This window comes from Micromonospora sp. M51, from assembly GCF_018070305.1.
GTDB classification, from domain to species: Bacteria; Actinomycetota; Actinomycetes; order Mycobacteriales; family Micromonosporaceae; genus Micromonospora; species Micromonospora parva.
This window is the reverse complement of record NZ_JAGPXZ010000035.1, coordinates 1-17,292: the sequence shown is the minus strand read 5'-3', so window position 1 is coordinate 17,292 and position 17,292 is coordinate 1. Positions and strand designations below refer to the sequence as shown.

Below are 17,292 nucleotides of genomic sequence, written 5' to 3'. Positions count from 1 at the left end.
GGGGTGGTGGGGGGGGGGGGGGGCGGGGGCCCCCCCCACCCCCGTTGCCGATCGGCGCTCGACGCCACCGGCGTCGGGGGCGGCCCTGTCGGTTGGCTGACAACACGGCTCGCGGGCTGTGGAAAACCCGCCAGATCCTGTGGATAGCGCTGGACAGCGGCCTGACCGCCTGTGGACAACGATCGACCGAGCGCGAAGACGCGGTCACGATTCGTGACATGAGCCGCACCGCACTGCTCCGCCCCACCCTGCTGCCCGGCCTCAACCGGCTCTGGCGGGACCGGCACACCCTCCAGCTCGGCGTCGGCCCCGGTCCGGCAGTCCTGCTGGAGTTGGCCAACCCCCGCGCGGCCCACCTGCTCGACCTGCTCGACGGCACCCGCAGCGAGCGCACCGTGCTGGCCGAGGCGACGACCGCCCAGGTCAGCGCCAACGACGCGCGTACCCTGCTCGACGCGCTGCAAGCTGCCGGCCTGTTGGTGCCGGCGCACAGCCTGGTCCCCCGCGACCTGACCGGCCCGGTCCGGGCCCGACTCGCGGCGGAGGCCGGCGCGCTGGCCCTGACCGCCACCCGGCTGCCCGGCACCCCGGCTCAGGTCCTGCGTCGGCGGCGGGCGGCCCGCGTCCTGCTCACCGGTGTCGGGGCGCTCGGCGGGCCCCTGACGGTGGCGCTGGCCCAGTCCGGCGTGGGCCAGGTGAGTCCCCAGCTCACCGGCCCGGTACGCGCCGTCGACCTGATCGGCACGGGCATCCCCGCCGCCGACCTGGGTCGCCCGCTGGCATCGGCGGTACGGGCCGCGGTCGATCGCGTCGCGCCGGGCACCGGCACCCACCCGAGCCGCGCCGGGCGGGTCGACCTGGTGATCCAGCTCGGCATGGACCGGCCTCCCGCGCTGCTCGCCGCCGGTTTCGCCCAGCGCCGGCAGCCGCACCTGCTCGTCACACTCCGCGAAGGCGTACCGGTGATCGGGCCCGTGGTCCGCCCGCCCGCCGGGCCCTGCCTGCACTGCGTCGAGCTGCACCGGGCCGACCGCGACCCGGATTGGCCGCGGCTCGCCGCTCAACTCGCCGTCGCCGACCCGGTGGCCGCCGGAACGACCGGCACCCTGCTCGCCGACCTCAAGCAGCTCTCCCGACTGGGCGGGATGTTCCGGGCCATCCAGCCCGGCCTGGACGTCAAGCCGCTCCTGGCCGAGCTGCGCGAACGGATCACCGAGGAGTTGGACTACGAGCTGGAGGCCGAGTCGCAGCGCGCCTTCGCGTCCGCGTACGCCGACGACCCGGAGATCTACATCCCGGAGGTGGTCAACGCCTCGCCGCGGGTGCTGGTCACCGAGTGGGTGACGGGCACCCCGCTGGCCGACATCATCCGGGAGGGCACCGAGGAGGATCGGAACGAGGCCGGCCGGTTGATGGCCACCCTGCACCTCTCCGCGCCGCAGCGGGCCGGGCTGCTGCACGCCGACCCGCACCCGGGAAACTTCCGGCTGCTGCCCGACGGTCGGCTCGGCGTGATCGACTTCGGGGCGGTGGCCCGTATGCCGGAGGGCACTCCGGAGCCGATCGGTCGGATCGCCGCGATGGCCCTGCGCGGCAACGCCGACGAGGTCGTGGCGGGGCTGCGGTCGGAGGGGTTCATCGGCTCGGCCGACGAGATCGACGCCGAGGGGGTGCTCGACTTCATCCGTCCCATGCTGGAGCCCATCGCGGCGGACGGCTTCCGGTTCACCCGAGCCTGGCTGCGGGCCGAGGCGGGTCGACTGGCCAGCCCTCGCTCCCCCACGTACCAGCTGAGCCGGCAGCTCAACCTGCCACCGTCGTACCTGCTGATCCACCGGGTGACGCTCGGGTCGATCGGGGTGCTCTGCCAGTTGGAGGCGAAGGCCCCCTACCGGAGCATCCTGGAGCGCTGGCTGCCCGGCTTCGCCCCGGTCGCCTGAGCAGGTCGAGGCCCGGTCGCCTGAGTCGAGGCCCGGTCGCCTGAGCACGTGAGGGGCTGAGAACGTGAGGAAGGGCGGGTGCCGGTCGGCACCCGCCCTTCTGAGTGGAGTGGTACTAGAGAACGCCCAGGTCGCGAGCCGCCTGATTGCGGCCGGTCATGGCGACGGTACGGGCGGATCGGGTTGCCTCAGTGCTCGTGGTGGTACGACCGGCCTGAGGCCGGCGCATTCGAGCCCTGGTCAACGCTTCGTTGAGTAGTTGCATCTCGAAGGCTCCACTCGGAATGTTCAACATCGTTTTCTCACTCACTGCCGGTAGGACACCGGCGTCGTTGGAACGGGTCGGGAACATGTCAGGCTGCCAGCCGGACCGCGCCACGCACCTCGGACAGCCCACTGGCTGCCAGGCGCGCCTCGGCCTCGACCCGAAGCGCGGCGTCTCGGGCGACGTCCTCCTTACGCGGACGGCCACGGGGCCGCTTACGCGGGACAACCGCGCCACGCTCGAAGATCTCGCCGCCCCAGACGCCCCAGGGCTCCGCTCGCTCAACGGCTCCGGCCAGGCACTCGACGCGCAGCGGGCAGTCCCCGCAGAGCGACTTGGCCAGCTCGAGCTCGGTGGGCGAGTCGGAGAACCACAGGTCGGGGTCGAACTTCCGGCAGGGCAGGTTCGCCTCCATCTCGACGCTCATGTCGAGGGGGGCCAACGCCAGACTCATCTCCCGGTCACCTCTCTCTCACTTCGATCTCGTGGATCGCATTCCGACGTACTTACGGCGGGCAAAAAACTGAGGCCGCGGATCCCGGTAAGCGGGTTCCGCGGCCTCGAGGTGAGCCGGAGTCTGATGGTCAGACCGGTTTACCTCGAGGTGGAACGCCGCGGACATCCATGCGCTTCTTGACGTCATTGATGCCCATGCCCGTGAAGCCACTGGTCCCCTCGACTCCGACGGGCGCGACGGTCAGGGTCAGCTCGGCCTGAACCTGGTGCACCTGCGGAACCGACGGTCGTGCAGCCGTGAGGGCCACCCGGACAGCCGACAGCGGAGCGCAGACAGACGGCATCGCCGTCAGACGCTCATAGGTGAAGATCTTCACGGTGGCCACCTCCCTCACGTTCCTCGAATCGACTGGACCGCCCCCGTGAGCAGCCGGAATGGCGCCGCTCGCGTGGTGTGTCCTGAGGCTATTCCTCGCGCCGGGGCGAGGGCAAACGAATTTACGACGAGATTTCGAAAGTTTTCTCCGGGCAGACATCGTCCACCCCGGCACCTGCCACGAGGGCCAGCACCGACTCCCCGTAGAGGCCCAGCTTGCGGGGGCCGATACCGGCGATGGCGATCAGCTCCTCCGACCGGGCCGGTCGCCGCTCGGCCAACGCGACGAGCGTCGCGTCGGTGAAGACCACGTACGCCGGGACCTTCTGCGCACCGGCCACCCGCTGCCGCCACTCGCGCAGCCGTTCGTGCAGCTCATCGTCGATGTCGGACGGGCAGGTGGGGCAGCGGCCGAGCTTTCGGTCCGGGCCGGCGAGCAGAGTGGCACCGCAGATCCGGCAGGAGACGATCTGGGTGCGTCGCCGCTCGGGACGGCGGGCCGGACCGGTGCCGCCGCTGGCCCGTTCGGTGCCGCCGGAGCGGTCCAGGTGGGGCAGGAACCGCGACGGCCGCCGGGCCCGTCCGCCCGGCGACCGCGCGGCCGCGTACGACAGCCAGAGCCACTCGCGTGCGCGGGTGATCCCGACGTAGAGCAGCCGGCGCTCCTCCTCGACCTGCTCGACGGTCTTCGCGTACGTGGTGGGCAGGGTGCCCTCGGCGAGACCGACCAGGAAGACCGCGTCCCACTCCAGGCCCTTCGCCGAGTGCAGGGACGCCAGCGTCACGCCGTCCACGGTCGGTACGTGCTGCTGGGCGGCCCGGCGGGCCAGTTCCTCGGTGAAGTCGGTGAGGGTGACCGGGCGTTCCACCGAGGCGGCCTCGCCGATCGGCACGACCTCGGGGGTCGCCGCGTACTCCTCGGCGAGCTGGACCAGCGCGGACAGCGCCTCCCACCGCTCGCGGGCGGCACCGCCGGTCGGTGGGGTGTCCGGGGTCCAGCCGACGGCGGTGAGCGCCTCGACGACGGCGGCCGGCAACGGTGTCTCTCCCGGGATCGAGCGGGTGGCGGCACGCAGCGCGACCATCGCCTGGCGCACCTCGGCTCGTTCGAAGAACCGCTCCGCGCCCTGCACGACGTACGGCACCTCGGCCTCGGTGAGCGCCTTCTCGTACGCCTCGGACTGCGCGTTGACCCGGAACAGCACGGCGATCTCCTTCGCCGGGGTGCCCGCGTCGATCAGGGAACGGCAGCGCGCGGCCACCGCGTTCGCCTCCGCCGGCTCGTCGGTGAAGATCCGCAGATCCGGTTCGGGGCCCGGGGGGCGCTGGCCGCTCAGTTCCAGGCGCAGGCGCGCCTCGGTGCCCCGGGCCTGGGAGATCACCGCGTTGGCCAGCCCGACCACCTGCGGGGTGGAGCGGTAGTCACGGACCAGCCGGACCACCGTGGCGTTGCGGTGTCGGCGCGGGAAGTCGACCAGGTACGCCGACGTCGCCCCGGTGAACGAGTAGATCGTCTGGCTGGCGTCCCCGACCACTGTCAGGTCGTCCCGGCCGCCGAGCCAGGCGTCCAGCAACCGCTGTTGGAGGGGGTTGACGTCCTGGTACTCGTCGACGACGAAGTGCCGGTACTGGCCACGGACCTGCTCACCGACGTCCGGGTGCTCCTCGATCCCCCACACCGCGGCCCGCAGCATGTCCTCGAAGTCGATCACACCGTTCGAGCGCTTGAGCTGCTCGTACGCGGTGAACACGTCGGCCACCTTCGCCGGCTCGTGGGGTGTGTCGCGCAGCGCCCGGGCCGCGGCCACCACGTAGTCCGTCGGTTCGACGAGCGACGACTTCGCCCACTCGATCTCGCCGGCCAGGTCGCGGGCGGCGGCCCGGTCGGTACGCAGGCCGACCCGGGCGGCAGCGAGGGTGACCAGTCGTACCTTGCTGTCCAGCAGTTCGGGCATGGCACGCCCGGCCAGCAGCCGGGGCGCGAAGTACCGCACCTGACGCAGCGCGGCGGCGTGGAACGTCCGCGCCTGGACGCCACCCACCCCGAGCACCGTGAGACGACTCCGCATCTCGGCGGCGGCGCGGGCGGTGAAGGTGACAGCGAGCACGTGTCGGGGGGAGATCTCCCCGGAGAGCGCCCGGTGGGCGATTCGGGAGGTGATCGCGCGGGTCTTGCCGGTGCCGGCGCCGGCCAGGATGCAGACCGGGCCGGCGGGTGCGGTCACCGCGGCGCGTTGCTCCGGGTCCAGCCCGGCGAGCACCTTTTCCGACGCTGAGTGAACCGCCACAACCAGGAATCATCTCAGCTCCTCCCAGCGTTGCAGCGAACAGCCTCGGCTTGATCGGCAAGCCGCGGCCGGAGGAGTTGGAGGATCCGACCATGTTGACGATGTATTCCACCCCCTGGTGCGGCTACTGCCACCGGCTGAAGTCGCAGCTCGACCGGGAGGGCATCGGTTACGAGGTGGTCGACATCGAGCAGGACCCGAAGGCCGCGGAGTTCGTGATGAGTGTCAACGGCGGTAACCAGACGGTGCCGACGCTGCGCTTCGCCGACGGCAGCGCGCTGACGAATCCCTCGATCACCCAGGTCAAGCAGCACCTGGAAACCCTCAACGCCTGATCTGCCGGTTCATCCTCGGCGCACGGCCGCCCCACCGGGGCGGCCGTTCGTCGTGTCCGGGCACGAGTCACGGTGGCGACGGTCGGCGGGCGTTGGAAGTCCGGGTCGGTCGGTGTCCTCAACCGGTCGGCGGGGTGCCGGGAGCGTCGGGCGGGTGGGTGGCGTCGGTGCGGGTGCCCCGGGCGGCGCGCTCAGGTGGCGGCCCCGCCACAGGTAGCTACCGGCGGCCAGGGTGGCCACTCCGACCAGCGCGAACAGCAGCCGGTAGTCCAGTAACCCGACCAGCAGGGCACCCGCCCCGATGGAGAACGCCTGCGGCCCGCTGACCACCGCCTGGGTGGCCGCGGCGACCCGGCCGACCAGCGCGGGCGGGGTGCGGCGCTGGATCAGCGTGTGCAAACCCACCATCGTCAGCGGGAGCGAGACCCCGGCCAGCAGCACCGCCGCGAACCCGAGCCGCAGATCGGGGTACGCGAGCGCGAGCGCGGCCGGCGAGAAGAAGGCGACCCCGGCGGCCAGCGTGCCGACCTCGCCGAGCCGGCGGACCAGCGTCGGTGAGCAGAGTCCGCCGAGCAGACCACCAACGCCCTGCACGGTGACCAGCACACCCACGAACGCGGCATCCCGGTTCAGCCCCTGGTCCACGTAGGCGAAGATGAGCGACTCGCTGAAGCCCATCACCAGTGAGCCGAGCCCGTAACCGAGCAGGGCCCGCCGCAGGGCCGGCTCGCCGGCCAGGTGCCGCAGGCCGGCGCCCAGCTCGGCCGGCCACCGCAGCCGTACGGTCGGCGGCACCTGTTGCGGGGCGGGCAGCGCGGTCACCACCGCAGCCGCGGTCAGAAATCCGACCATGCCGATTCCGGCCAGCGCCCAGCCGCCGAGCGCCGCGTAGAGAGCCGCGCCCACCAGCGGGCCGACCAGTCGTATCCCCTGGCGTACGGTCTGCAGCACGCCGTTCGCCTCGGCCAGCAGCTCGACCGGCACCAACTCGCGGATGAGCCCGCTGAGCGCCGCACCGAGCGTGATGGACGAGAGTCCGTAGAGGGCGGCCACCAGGTAGACGACCCAGACGTCGCCCGCGTCGTGGACGGTGAACAGCGGGGTGAGCAGGGCGGCGGTCGCCACGTTCGCGGCGACGAAGAACGGTCGGCGCGGGTAGCGGTCCACGACCCAGCCGACCAGCGGTGCCAGCGTCATCGGCGCGATGACCGCGAAGATCGTGGCACCGGCCAACCCGTCCGAGCCAGTCAGATCCTTGACCCAGATGGCGAGTGCCAGCAGCAGGATCGACTCGGCGGTCATGCTGGCCAGCAGGCCGCCGAAGAGCAGACGGAAGTCGGGTCGGCGCAGGATCGTGCGCATGGGTCCCTCCGGCGGGATGGCGTGCCCAGGTGGGCGAGGTCGACGGCCGCGACCGCGGGTCCGTCGTCGTCCGGCATTCCCGTGGTCCGATTTTCGCAAGACACGCCCTCGCCGGAACCTCCGACACCGGTCGCGCCGTCCATACTGACCGTGGGGGGCGAATTTCATACAGTTACCGTCGCGTCTGCGGCGGTCGACGGGAAAGAGGACACTGTGCCTCCTGCCGCACCCAGCCCGATCCTGCGTCGTCGCCGGTTGGGCATCGAGCTGCGCCGCCTGCGTGAGGCCGCGGGCCTCACCGGCGATCAGGTCATCGAGCGTATCGGTTGGGCCTCCGCGTCCAAACTGTCCCGCCTGGAGAATGGCCGCAGCCGACCGGACCCGCAGGACGTCGGCGACCTGCTCGACCTCTACGGCGCCGACCAGGCGCTGCACGACGAGCTGCTGGGCATCACCAACGAGGCCGGCGACATGCGCGGCTGGTTGAAGAACTTCCCGGTGATGACGCAGCAGCAGCGCGGCTGGGCCGAGTTGGAGGCGGGCTGCGCGGAAATCTCCGAGTACAACCCGGTGCTGGTGCCGGGTCTGTTGCAGACCCCCGGATACGCCCAGCTGCGGATCGTGTCGGCCCGCCAGGTGAGCGCGGGCGCGGGCGAGCCGGAGCCCGGCGACGAGCCGGAGACCGAGGTGCAGGCGCGATTGGCCCGCCAGTCGCTGCTCACCCGGGAGCCGCACGCTCCCCGCTACACCGCCGTGCTGGAGGAGGCCGCTCTCGGCCGCCGGGCCGGGCCGCCGGAGGTGCTGCACGAGCAGCTGCTCCAACTCTGCGAGCTGGCCCTGCTGCCGAACGTGACCCTGCACGTGCTGCTCCGGGACACCCAGATCGGCAGTTGGTTCCTTCCGCCGACCGCGTTCTCGGTCTATCGGTTCGCCGATCCCCTCGATCCGGAGACATTGGCCATCGAAGGTGGCTTCACCGACGTCATGTCGACCGAGGCAATCACGCTAAATCGCTATAAAGTGGTGTTCGAGTGGCTATGCACGGCGGCACTTAACGCCTCGGACACCCTCTCCTGGCTGATCGAGGCGGCGGGACGGCTGACCGAGGCGACGCCCCCACCCACAGTGGCGTTCGGGCCGGCAACGGCGCCGACCCAACGCCGCCAGGGTTCGGGGCGACTGACGGACCGGTGATCCACGGGGGACCTCCGTCGGGCGTGCGGCACCACTCGTCCCATCGGATCGCTGCACATCAGGAGCAGAACCATGAACGACATCCGCAACACGCCGTCCGTCTCCGCCCACTCGTTGGCGGACGCCCCGTGGCGTACCAGCACCCGCAGCCAGACCTCCAACTGTGTGGAGGTCGCCCCGCTCGCCACCGGCCCGTCGGCGGTCGCCCTACGCGACAGCAAGGACCGGGGCGGCCCGGTGCTGCTGTTCAACCGCGCGGGGTGGCTCGGTTTCATCACCGGCGCCAAGAAGGGCCAGTTCGATCTGAACTGACCCGGTCATCGGGTACGGGGCCGTCGGCATAGCGCCGGCGGCCCCGTCTCGTCACACCCGTCGACCCGTCGCCCGGTGACCCGCCAACCCTGCTGAGCAGCCATCGACTGATCGGACGAGGCTCGAAACCGATAGGCGCGTTTCAGTTGCTGAGACGAACACGGGGCGTAACATGGCCCTCGGATACGTGGAACTTCCACACTGCTCATCCGTCGCGGTTCATCCGGAGACCCACATGCGGTTCCTGATCGTTCGCACCGACATCCGCGCCGTCGCCGACGGGGACATCGCCGCCGCCTGGGCGGACGGCCATCGACTTCGCGACGAGACGACCGCGCCCGAGCCGCGACGTCAGATCGTGCACGCCGAGGACCGGGACGCCGCGCTGCTGCTGGCCCGCGCCCTGGCCACCGTCGGCGCGGTCCGCGCCGGCAAGCAGCGGGTCAAGGTCCTCCCGCTGATCGAGTCGCGGCCCGCCTTCCGACACAGACCGGGCCGCCCCGGCACCTGATTCACAGGTCGTCCGTCGTGGTCGGACCGGCTCCCCCGCCGCGTTACTCGCACCCGCCGACCACGACGGCCCGTGTTCCCGGCCCGTGACCGTCGCGGCAACGGCGGCCGCGGGCCGGGACCGCGCTCAGCGGTCGGCGTCCACCCAGCCGTCCAGCCACCGGTGAATGAGGAAGAGCGCGATCGACGACGGCGGCGGCAGGACCAGTCGGGCCCCGTCGCCCACGTCGACCGTCTGCCCGGCCAGTGCCGCCCCGATCTCCTGGCGGGAGAACCACCGGGCGTACGCGATCTCGGACGGGTCGACCCGCACCGGCTCGGCCGGGTTCGCGGTGGCAAGGAAGCCCAGCATCAGCGAACCGGGGAACGGCCAGGCCTGGCTGCCCACGTACCCGATGCGCTCGACCCCGATGCCCACCTCCTCGCGGACCTCGCGCAACACGGCCGCCTCCGCCGACTCGCCCGGCTCGACGTAGCCGGCCAGGCAGGAGTAGCGGCGACCACCGGGGGTGCCCTGCCAGCCGGCGTTGTTGCCGAGCAGGCAGCGGCCGTCCGGGCCGTCCACCCCGTCGTGAACGAGCACGATCATCGCCGGGTCGGTACGCGGCCAGATCCGCCCGCCGTTGCGGTCCACCCGGGACCAACCGGCCTCGTCCATCGCGGTCGGCGCACCGGTGCTGGTCGAGTAACCGTGCCGGGTGTGCCAGTTGACGAGTGCCAGCGCGGTGGTGAAGATGCCGGCCTCCCGGTCGGCGAGCAGGTGACCCACCTCGCGGAGGTGGACCGCCCGGGTCCCCGGGATCGCCGGCAGCGGCGCGTCGACGGCGAAGACCGGCACCCCGTCCGGCTCGACCCCCAGGAACATCGCCGCCGACTCGGAGCCGGCGGGCACGTCACCCGCCCCGAACAGCACCAACGTCGGCGGCGACGTCTCGGTGCGGGCCAGCGTCCGACCGTCGTCGGTCGAGTCGATCAGCAGCACCCGGGCGCGCAACCACGCCTCGGTCAACCACTGCGAGTCGCCCCGCCGGTGCGCCGCCCGATCCAGCGTGGACCGCGCCAACGGCGGCGCCGCCTCCCCGCTCACGCCTGTCGCTCGGTGTGGACAGCGGTCAGCGCGGCCAGCCCCGGGGTGATCCGCTCCGCGTCGCCGAGCACCACGATCGCCGCCCGAGCCGGTGCCAGGTACCGGGCCGCCGCCTGCGCCACGTCCTCGATGCTCGCCTTCGCCAACCGCGCCGCGTACTCGGCGAGGAAGTCCAGGCGTAGCCCGTTGCCCGCGTACGCGCTGGTCAACGCGGCCAGCCCGGCCTGGGTGGACATGCCGAGCTGAAGGGTGCCCAGAGCGTACTGCCGGGCCTGCTCCAACTCCTCGGGCTTCGGTGGCAGCGACGCCAACCGGCCCAGCTCGTACGTCGTCTCCAGCAGCGCCGGACCGGTGACCTCGGTGGCCACGTCGGCGGCGGCGACCAGCACCGACCCGGCGACGGAGTGCTCGATACCCGAGTGCGGGCCGTACGTGTAGCCCTTGTCCTCGCGGATGTTCTCCACCCACCGGGAGGAGAAGTAGCCGCCGAAGATCAGGTTGGCGAGTTGCAGCGGGGCGTGGTCCGGGTCGGTGCGCGACACCGCCGGAAGCGCGATCCGCAGCGACGACTGCACCGAGCCCGGCCGGTCGACAAGCAGCAGCGGCCCCGGCTCCAGCGGCGGGGTCGCCGGCAGGTCGGCCACACGCCCGGCACCCGACCAGCCGCCGAGTGCCCGCTCGGCGGCGTCCAACGCCTTCTCCGGCTGCACGTCACCGACCAGCACCAACTGCGCGCCGGTCGGATGCACCCGCTCCGAGTGCAGGGTGCGCAGGGCCGCCGGTCGGACGGCCCGGATCTGGTCGGGCTCGGGCGTCTGCGTCGCGTACGGGTGCCGGCCGTAGATCCGCTTGAGCAGCGCCTCCCGGGCCAGGTGCGCCGGTTGACTCTGCGCCACCTGGATCCGGTCGACCAGTCGGTCCCGTTCGGTGGCCACCTCGTCGCTGGGGTAGCTGGCGCCGGTCAGCACCTCGGCCAGCAGCTCCAGCATCCGGTCCAGACCGGTGACCAGGCCGGCGCCGGAGAGCATCAGCCGGTCCGGGTCGACGCCCGCGGAGAGCCCGCCGCCCACCTTCTGCAACTCGGCGGCGATCTGCACGCTGGTCATCGACCCGGTGCCGGAGAGCATGGTCTGCGAGAGCATCGCGCCGCGGGCCAGGTGCACCCGACCGAACGGCACCCAGAGCCGCAGTTCGACCAGGGGCACGGCGGGCCGGCGTACCGCGATCACGGTGAGCCCGTTGGGCAGCGTCCGCTCGGCCTGCTTGGGCACCTTGAGCTTGCGGGTCGGACCGAGCGGGGGAAGCGTGCGCGGCGCGGCGGCCACAGTCCCGGTCATCGGGCACCTCCGGGGATGACTTCGATGGCGGCGCGACGCTCCGGACGCACTGTGGCCGCGGCGGCCCGGACCTGCTCCTCGGTGACCTCGCCGACCAGCCGGGGCAACTCGTTGAGCAGGCCCGGCTCGCCGCGTTGCTGCTCCAACACTGCCATCCGCAGCGCCCGACCGAGCACCGCGTCGGTGTCCCGCAGCAGGTGGGTCGCCATCCGGGCCTGGGTGCGGGCCAGCTCACCGTCGGTCAGCCCGTCGGTGGCCAGCCGGTCCAGCTCCTCGTCGATGGTGCGCAGCACCTTGTCCACGTCACCCCCGGGCGGCAGGTGCGCCTGCAACAGCAGCGCGGTGGGGTCGCGGACGTCGAACGGGTCGCCCATGAAACCGAGGTATCCGCCGAGGCTGGTCACTGTGCGGTCGCGCTGCACCAGCCGCTCGACCAGCCGCGACGCGTCGCCGTCGGTGAGCACCTCGGCCAGCACCACGTACGGCAGGTAGCCGGCGAAGTCGGTGACCGGGTCGGGCACCCGCCACGCGCCGGCCACCGCCGGCAGCGGCGCCAGGGCGTCGGTGTACGAGGTGCGCCGCTCGGCGCTCAGGTCGGGTTCGGTGAAGTCGGGCCGTTGCGGTGCCGGCCGGGCCGGCACGTCGCCGAAGTGCCGGCTGACCAGCTCGGTCGCCTCGGCCACGTCGATGTCACCGCTGACGGCGAGCACGGCGTTGCCGCTGGCGTAGTAGCGGCGGAAGAAGTCCGCTGCGTCGGCGACGGTCGCCGACTCCAGGTCGTCGAAGGAGCCGTAGCCGTCGTGGGCGTTGGGGAAGGTGTCGAACATGACCGGCGGCAGGGTCAGCCAGGGGAAACCGCCGTACGGCCGGTTGAGGACGTTGACCCGGATCTCCTCCTTGACCACGTCGACCTGGTTGCGCAGGTTCTCCTCGGTCAGCCGAGGGCCGCGCATCCGGTCCGCCTCCAGGAACAGTGCGCGTTCCAGCGCGTTGCTCGGCAACGTCTCGAAGTAGTCGGTGTAGTCCAGGTGGGTGGAGCCGTTGAAGGTGCCGCCCGCGCCCTGCACGTGTCGGAAGTGAGCCAGCTTCTCCAGGTTTTCCGAGCCCTGGAACATCAGGTGCTCGAAGAGGTGGGCGAAGCCGGTGCGCCCCTCGGGCTCCGAGCGGATGCCGACGTCGTAGACCACCGCCACCCCGATCACCGGGGCACTGCGATCGGGGGTGAGCACCACCCGCAGGCCGTTGTCGAGGGTGAACCGCTCGACCGGATACTTCGTCGCTGGAATTCTGGATCTCCGCGCCGCCACGGAGTCGACCCTAGCGCGTCGACACGGTCGCCACCCGCGACCTTCCCGGAGCCGCCGCGACGGGGGCGGTCACCAGGGTCAGCACCTCGTTGGCGACCCGTTCGGCCTCCTCGCGGTGCGGCCGAGTCGATCCGACGGAACCGGGCCTTTGCGGCGGCGATCCGCTCCGGGCTCGTCCCGGCCAGCAGCCGGTCGCTCCCCGCCAACGCTACGCCGCTTATCACAGCAAGCTGGTAGGAAATGCCGACATAACTGAGACGCGCCATCCCGCCATGTGGATGGGTCTTGACGCTGACCACGGCCTGGCCCACTCTTCCTACCAACTAAGTAGGAATACTGCGGATTGGATGGACGATGAGACGGCTCCCCCTGCGCCGGACGGTCACGCTGATGACCCTCGCCGCCCTCGGCGCGGCGACCCTGGGCAGCACCGCCGGGTGCGGCGACGACAGCGAGGGCGCGGGCGGCAGCTCCGGCCCGGTGACGCTGCGCCTCGGCTACTTCCCCAACATCACCCACGCGCCAGCGGTCGTCGGCGTGGAGAAGGGCATCTTCGCGGAGAAGCTCGGCACCGACGTCAAGCTGGACCCGAAGACCTTCAACGCCGGCCCGGCCGCCATCGAGGCGGTCTTCTCCGGCGCGCTGGACGCCACCTACATCGGTCCGAACCCGACGGTGAACGCCTTCTCCAAGTCCAAGGGCGAGGCTGTCCGGGTCATCTCCGGAGCGGCGTCCGGCGGCGTGGCGCTGGTGGTCAAGCCCGGCATCACCGGGGCGCAGGACCTGAAGGGCAAAAAGATCGCCACCCCGCAGCTGGGCAACACCCAGGACGTGGCGGTCCGGTACTGGCTCAAGCAGCAGGGCCTCACCACCACCAAGGAGGGTGGCGGTGACGTCAAGATCGTGCCGCAGGAGAACGCCCAGACCATCGAGACGTTCACCAGTGGCGCGATCGACGGGGCGTGGGTGCCCGAGCCGTTCGTCTCCCGCCTGGTCAACGCCGGCGGCACGGTGCTCGTCGACGAGCGTGACCTGTGGCCCGACAAGAAGTTCGTCATCACCAACCTGCTGGTGAGCACGAAGTTCCTCAAGGCGCACCCGGACGTGGTGCAGAAGCTGGTCGACGGCCAGGTGGCCGCCAACGAGTTCGTCAACACCAAGCCGGAGGAGGCGCAGCAGGCCATCTCCGACGCGATCGGCAAGATCACCGGCAAGCCGCTGGACCTGAAGCTGATCAAGCAGGCGTGGCCGACGTTGGAGTTCACCAACGACCCGATCCCGTCCTCCCTCAAGGCCGGGCTCGACCACGCCGTCGACGTGCAGCTGACCGAGCCGGTGGACCTCAAGGGCCTGTACGACCTGAAGTACCTCAACAACGCGCTGAAGGCCGCCGGCAAGCCCGAGGTCGTCCAGCCATGACGTCGACCACGACGACGCCGCGGAGCGCGACCACAGCCGTCGCGCTCTCCGGCGTGACCAAGGTGTACGGACGCGGGTCGAGCGCCGTCCTGGCCCTGGACGGTGTGTCGCTGGACGTCGCGCCCGGCGAGTTCGTCTGCCTGGTCGGCGCGTCCGGCTGCGGCAAGAGCACCCTGCTCAACCTGGTGGCCGGGCTGGACCGGGTCAGCGGTGGCCAGATCACCCTGGCCGGCGACGTCAACCCGGGCCTGATGTTCCAGGAACCGGCGCTCTTTCCGTGGCTGACCGTCGACGCCAACGTGGAGGTCCCCCTCAAGCTGCGCCGGCTCCCCCGGGCCCAACGCCGCGAGCGGGTCGCCGAACTGCTGCGGACGGTGCACCTGGGCGACTTCGGCCGCAAGCGCCCGCACGAACTCTCCGGCGGGATGCGGCAACGGGTCGCGCTGGCCCGCACGTTGGCCCTGGACACCCCGGTGCTGCTGATGGACGAGCCGTTCGGCGCGCTGGACGCGATGACCCGGGACATCCTGCACGACGAGCTGGAACGGATCTGGTCCGAGCGCCAACTCTCGGTGCTCTTCGTGACGCACAACGTCCGCGAGGCGGCCCGACTGGCCGACCGGATCATCCTGCTCTCCAGCCGACCCGGCCGGATCATCTACTCCACCGAGGTGACCATCCCGCGCCCCCGTCGGATCGACTCCCCCGAGGTCGCGGCCATCGCCGCCGAGGTCACCGAGCGGCTCCGTACGGAGGTGGGCCGCCATGGCCAGTGACACCCTCACCAGTTCGGCGCGTACCGACGCCGAGATCACCGGCCTGGACGCGCTGGAGATCGCCGGTCGGGACAAGGACGTCTCCCGGGGCACCCGCCTCTGGGCGGCCACCTGGCCCAAGCTCGCCGCGCTGGCCATCGCCATCGCCGCCTGGCAACTCGTGGTCCTCTCGGGCTGGAAGCCGCCGTACTCGCTGCCCGGCCCGCTGGAGGTCGGCCGCGAGCTGATGGCCCAGGCCCAGAGCCCGCAGCTCTGGGACGGCCTGGTCACCACGTTGCGCCGGGCCGCCCTCGGGTACGTCTTCTCGGTCGCCGTCGGCCTGCTGCTCGGCCTCGCGGTGGCCCGGTCCACCGTGCTGCGCGCCGCCATCGGCTCGATGATCACCGCGTTGCAGACCATGCCGTCGATCGCCTGGTTCCCGCTGGCCATCCTGCTCTTCGAGCTGAGCGAGAAGGCGATCTTCTTCGTGGTGGTGCTCGGAGCGGCACCGTCCATCGCCAACGGGGTGATCTCCGGAGTGGACTACGTGCCGCCGCTGCTGCTGCGCGCCGGCCGCAACCTGGGCGCCCGTGGGCTCAACCTCTACCGGTACGTCATCGCTCCGGCCGCCCTGCCGGCGATCGTCGCCGGGCTCAAGCAGGGCTGGGCGTTCTCCTGGCGCAGCCTGATGGCCGGTGAGCTGCTCGTGGTCGGCATCTCGCAGACCTCACTCGGCGCCCAGCTCACCTACTCCCGCGAACTGTCCGACGCGCCCTGGCTGCTCTCCACGATGATCGTCATCCTGGTCGTCGGCCTGGTCGTGGACGCCGCGTTCGGCGCTGCGGACAAGGCGATCCGGCGTCGCTGGGGCGTACTGGACCAGGCTGGTCAGTGACGTGTTCGTCTCCGCGCGCAGCGACTACGCGCTCCGGGCGATGCTCGCCGTCGCCGCCGCCGGTGGTGGCGACGGCGACGGCGACAGGGCCGGCGAGTTGGTGAAGGCTGCCAGCCTGGCCGAGGTGCAGGGCATCCCGCTCAGCTTCCTGCAGGGCATCCTGCTCGACCTGCGCCGGGCCGGTCTGCTGCACAGCCACCGCGGTGCCGACGGCGGGTACGCGCTGACCCGCCCGCCCCACGAAATCACCGTCGGGGACGTGCTGCGCGCGGTCGGCGGTTCGCTCACCACGGTGCGCGGCCTGCCGGCCGAGCGGGCCGACTATCACGGAGTGGCCGCGGGGCTCACCGACGTCTGGCTGGCGGTGCACGGGGCGATCGCCACCGTCGTCGACAGCACCACCCTCGCCAACCTGCTCACCCAAACCCAAACCCCCACAACCCCCTAGCCCGCCCGCGCCGCGCCCCCGCGCCCCCGTGTCCCGCGATCTTGCACTTTCTGTCGCGGCAAAAGGGACGCATCCTGCCGAATTGACAACCGAAAGCGCAAGATCGGCGCATGCGTGGGTTGCGGTGGGTTGCGGTGACGGTGATGTGGTCGGGCCGGTGCCCCGCCGACCCGACCACACCTCGCACCGATCCTGACCGGGCCTGCCCCTCCGCCGGCACCGGTAGGCCGGTCGCTGCTCAGCCCACGTGTGCGTCCGCCGGGCCGGAGCCCGGGCCGCCAGGACTGTGCAGCTCCACCAGACCGGCGGGAGCATTGCCCGCCGGGGTGGCATGCCAGGGCGCGAAGGCCGCGACCATGGCGAGCAACAACCCGGCGAGCGCGACCGCGACCACCAGGATCAGTTCACGCAGTGCGCCCGAGCCGGCTTCGCCCGCCATGGTCACCCCTCCCGTGTCGGGCCCCCCGCCCGACTTCCCCCGTCCGTCAGCCTCGACCACCACCGGCCGGGGCGCAGTCGGCCAGCCGACCCAGCGGAGGCTGATTACCGACTCAGCCGAACGGGTGACCGAGCCCTCATCACGAGGCGGCCCGGAGGGCACGCGATGGGCGGGAACGACACCGACCCGCCCAGCCGAAGCGGGACGGGTCGGTTGACGAGCGGAAGATCAGACGGTACGGGGGCGACGCGGGCGCCGGGAGCGTCCCGACGCGCGGTGCGCCGGCCGGGCGCCGCCGTCGGAGGCCGAACCACCGGAGGTACGCGTCCGAGAGGCGGGCACCGGCGGCGCGACGATGGTCACCGGCACACCGGACGGCTCACGGGCACCGGTCACCCGGGCCAACGCCGCGTCACCGGGGCGCACCTGGACCGACTCGGGTCGGATGCCGGCAGTGGCCATCAGCCGGGACACGTCCCGGCGCTGCTCCGGCAGGACCAGGGTGACCACGGAACCGGACTCGCCGGCCCGGGCGGTACGGCCGCCCCGGTGCAGGTAGTCCTTCGC

General features: G+C 71.8%; 17 protein-coding genes and 1 pseudogene. 9 read left to right on the top strand and 9 right to left on the bottom strand.

The genetic code is table 11. The features are described from left to right. Window positions 1-218: 218 nt before the first annotated feature. Window positions 219-1,940, top strand: a complete 1,722-nt coding sequence (locus tag KBX53_RS36125; RefSeq protein ID WP_247675062.1) for an AarF/UbiB family protein — start codon at window positions 219-221, stop codon at window positions 1,938-1,940. 353 nt (window positions 1,941-2,293) lie between these two features. On the opposite strand, the gene KBX53_RS03875 is transcribed toward KBX53_RS36125, so the two are convergent. The 3 genes from KBX53_RS03875 to KBX53_RS03865 form a co-directional block, all read right to left on the bottom strand. Further along, the gene (locus KBX53_RS03875) at window positions 2,294-2,659 is read right to left on the bottom strand and encodes a WhiB family transcriptional regulator (protein ID WP_030337583.1); all 366 of its coding nucleotides are present in this window, start codon (window positions 2,657-2,659) and stop codon (window positions 2,294-2,296) included. A 130-nt stretch (window positions 2,660-2,789) separates the two neighbouring features. Continuing rightward, a complete protein-coding gene (locus KBX53_RS03870) occupies window positions 2,790-3,038 on the bottom strand; it encodes a hypothetical protein (protein WP_030337582.1) in 249 nt (82 codons plus the stop codon). A 121-nt stretch (window positions 3,039-3,159) separates the two neighbouring features. Beyond that, window positions 3,160-5,325, bottom strand: a complete 2,166-nt coding sequence (locus tag KBX53_RS03865; RefSeq protein ID WP_210857829.1) for an ATP-dependent DNA helicase UvrD2 — start codon at window positions 5,323-5,325, stop codon at window positions 3,160-3,162. A gap of 92 nt (window positions 5,326-5,417) precedes the next feature. Here KBX53_RS03865 and KBX53_RS03860 point away from each other — a divergent pair, with 92 nt between their 5' ends. Continuing rightward, a complete protein-coding gene (locus tag KBX53_RS03860) occupies window positions 5,418-5,660 on the top strand; it encodes a mycoredoxin (protein WP_030337579.1) in 243 nt (80 codons plus the stop codon). Window positions 5,661-5,669: 9 nt separating this feature from the next. On the opposite strand, the gene KBX53_RS03855 is transcribed toward KBX53_RS03860, so the two are convergent. Then, window positions 5,670-7,022 carry an MFS transporter gene (locus tag KBX53_RS03855; protein WP_210857828.1) on the bottom strand — a complete coding sequence of 451 codons (1,353 nt, stop codon included), beginning with the start codon at window positions 7,020-7,022 and terminating at the stop codon, window positions 5,670-5,672. Window positions 7,023-7,235: 213 nt separating this feature from the next. Here KBX53_RS03855 and KBX53_RS03850 point away from each other — a divergent pair, with 213 nt between their 5' ends. The 3 genes from KBX53_RS03850 to KBX53_RS03840 all read left to right on the top strand — a co-directional run bounded on the left by KBX53_RS03850 (window position 7,236) and on the right by KBX53_RS03840 (window position 9,039). Continuing rightward, complete coding sequence (locus tag KBX53_RS03850) at window positions 7,236-8,216, top strand: helix-turn-helix transcriptional regulator (protein ID WP_210857827.1); 981 nt, start codon at window positions 7,236-7,238, stop codon at window positions 8,214-8,216. A 72-nt stretch (window positions 8,217-8,288) separates the two neighbouring features. Continuing rightward, complete coding sequence (locus KBX53_RS03845; protein ID WP_030337575.1) at window positions 8,289-8,528, top strand: DUF397 domain-containing protein; 240 nt, start codon at window positions 8,289-8,291, stop codon at window positions 8,526-8,528. A 235-nt stretch (window positions 8,529-8,763) separates the two neighbouring features. After that, a complete protein-coding gene (locus KBX53_RS03840; RefSeq protein ID WP_210857826.1) occupies window positions 8,764-9,039 on the top strand; it encodes a hypothetical protein in 276 nt (91 codons plus the stop codon). A 126-nt stretch (window positions 9,040-9,165) separates the two neighbouring features. Here KBX53_RS03840 and nudC read toward each other — a convergent pair whose 3' ends face one another. From nudC to KBX53_RS03825, 3 genes are read right to left on the bottom strand one after another with little or no spacing between them, the layout of a single operon-like run. Beyond that, window positions 9,166-10,125 carry an NAD(+) diphosphatase gene (nudC, locus tag KBX53_RS03835; RefSeq protein ID WP_210857825.1) on the bottom strand — a complete coding sequence of 320 codons (960 nt, stop codon included), beginning with the start codon at window positions 10,123-10,125 and terminating at the stop codon, window positions 9,166-9,168. After that, window positions 10,122-11,462, bottom strand: coding sequence for a pitrilysin family protein (locus tag KBX53_RS03830; protein WP_210857824.1), 1,341 nt, complete (start codon window positions 11,460-11,462; stop codon window positions 10,122-10,124). The genes nudC and KBX53_RS03830 overlap by 4 nt, the downstream gene beginning before the upstream one ends. Next, the gene (locus tag KBX53_RS03825) at window positions 11,459-12,769 is read right to left on the bottom strand and encodes a pitrilysin family protein (protein WP_030337570.1); all 1,311 of its coding nucleotides are present in this window, start codon (window positions 12,767-12,769) and stop codon (window positions 11,459-11,461) included. Before KBX53_RS03825 ends, KBX53_RS03830 begins: the two co-directional genes overlap by 4 nt. 354 nt (window positions 12,770-13,123) lie before the next feature. On the opposite strand from KBX53_RS03825, the gene KBX53_RS03820 reads away from it, so the two are divergent. The 4 genes from KBX53_RS03820 to KBX53_RS03805 are packed head-to-tail and all read left to right on the top strand — an operon-like array spanning window position 13,124 to window position 16,286. Beyond that, window positions 13,124-14,188 carry an ABC transporter substrate-binding protein gene (locus tag KBX53_RS03820; protein ID WP_210857823.1) on the top strand — a complete coding sequence of 355 codons (1,065 nt, stop codon included), beginning with the start codon at window positions 13,124-13,126 and terminating at the stop codon, window positions 14,186-14,188. After that, on the top strand, window positions 14,185-14,964 hold the full coding sequence (locus tag KBX53_RS03815; RefSeq protein ID WP_030337567.1) for an ABC transporter ATP-binding protein: 780 nt from the start codon (window positions 14,185-14,187) through the stop codon (window positions 14,962-14,964). Before KBX53_RS03820 ends, KBX53_RS03815 begins: the two co-directional genes overlap by 4 nt. Next, window positions 14,954-15,838 carry an ABC transporter permease gene (locus KBX53_RS03810; protein ID WP_030337566.1) on the top strand — a complete coding sequence of 295 codons (885 nt, stop codon included), beginning with the start codon at window positions 14,954-14,956 and terminating at the stop codon, window positions 15,836-15,838. Before KBX53_RS03815 ends, KBX53_RS03810 begins: the two co-directional genes overlap by 11 nt. A 1-nt stretch (window position 15,839) precedes the next feature. Continuing rightward, a complete protein-coding gene (locus KBX53_RS03805; protein WP_030337565.1) occupies window positions 15,840-16,286 on the top strand; it encodes an Rrf2 family transcriptional regulator in 447 nt (148 codons plus the stop codon). 238 nt (window positions 16,287-16,524) lie between these two features. Here the strand turns inward: KBX53_RS03805 and KBX53_RS03800 are convergent, their stop codons facing one another. Beyond that, window positions 16,525-16,725, bottom strand: a complete 201-nt coding sequence (locus tag KBX53_RS03800; RefSeq protein ID WP_036412564.1) for a hypothetical protein — start codon at window positions 16,723-16,725, stop codon at window positions 16,525-16,527. Between the two features lie 228 nt (window positions 16,726-16,953). Beyond that, a pseudogene (locus tag KBX53_RS03795) lies at window positions 16,954-17,292 on the bottom strand (RNA helicase); the annotation flags it as partial.

Coding starts and splice junctions, on each gene's coding strand:
- KBX53_RS03845 (WP_030337575.1), top strand. CDS start 8,289: ATGAACGACATCCGCAACACGCCGTCCGTCTCCGCCCACTCGTTGGCG.
- KBX53_RS03815 (WP_030337567.1), top strand. CDS start 14,185: ATGACGTCGACCACGACGACGCCGCGGAGCGCGACCACAGCCGTCGCG.
- KBX53_RS36125 (WP_247675062.1), top strand. CDS start 219: ATGAGCCGCACCGCACTGCTCCGCCCCACCCTGCTGCCCGGCCTCAAC.
- KBX53_RS03860 (WP_030337579.1), top strand. CDS start 5,418: ATGTTGACGATGTATTCCACCCCCTGGTGCGGCTACTGCCACCGGCTG.
- KBX53_RS03855 (WP_210857828.1), bottom strand. CDS start 7,022: ATGCGCACGATCCTGCGCCGACCCGACTTCCGTCTGCTCTTCGGCGGC.
- KBX53_RS03800 (WP_036412564.1), bottom strand. CDS start 16,725: ATGGCGGGCGAAGCCGGCTCGGGCGCACTGCGTGAACTGATCCTGGTG.
- KBX53_RS03810 (WP_030337566.1), top strand. CDS start 14,954: ATGGCCAGTGACACCCTCACCAGTTCGGCGCGTACCGACGCCGAGATC.
- KBX53_RS03875 (WP_030337583.1), bottom strand. CDS start 2,659: ATGAGTCTGGCGTTGGCCCCCCTCGACATGAGCGTCGAGATGGAGGCG.
- KBX53_RS03830 (WP_210857824.1), bottom strand. CDS start 11,462: ATGACCGGGACTGTGGCCGCCGCGCCGCGCACGCTTCCCCCGCTCGGT.
- KBX53_RS03840 (WP_210857826.1), top strand. CDS start 8,764: ATGCGGTTCCTGATCGTTCGCACCGACATCCGCGCCGTCGCCGACGGG.
- KBX53_RS03820 (WP_210857823.1), top strand. CDS start 13,124: ATGAGACGGCTCCCCCTGCGCCGGACGGTCACGCTGATGACCCTCGCC.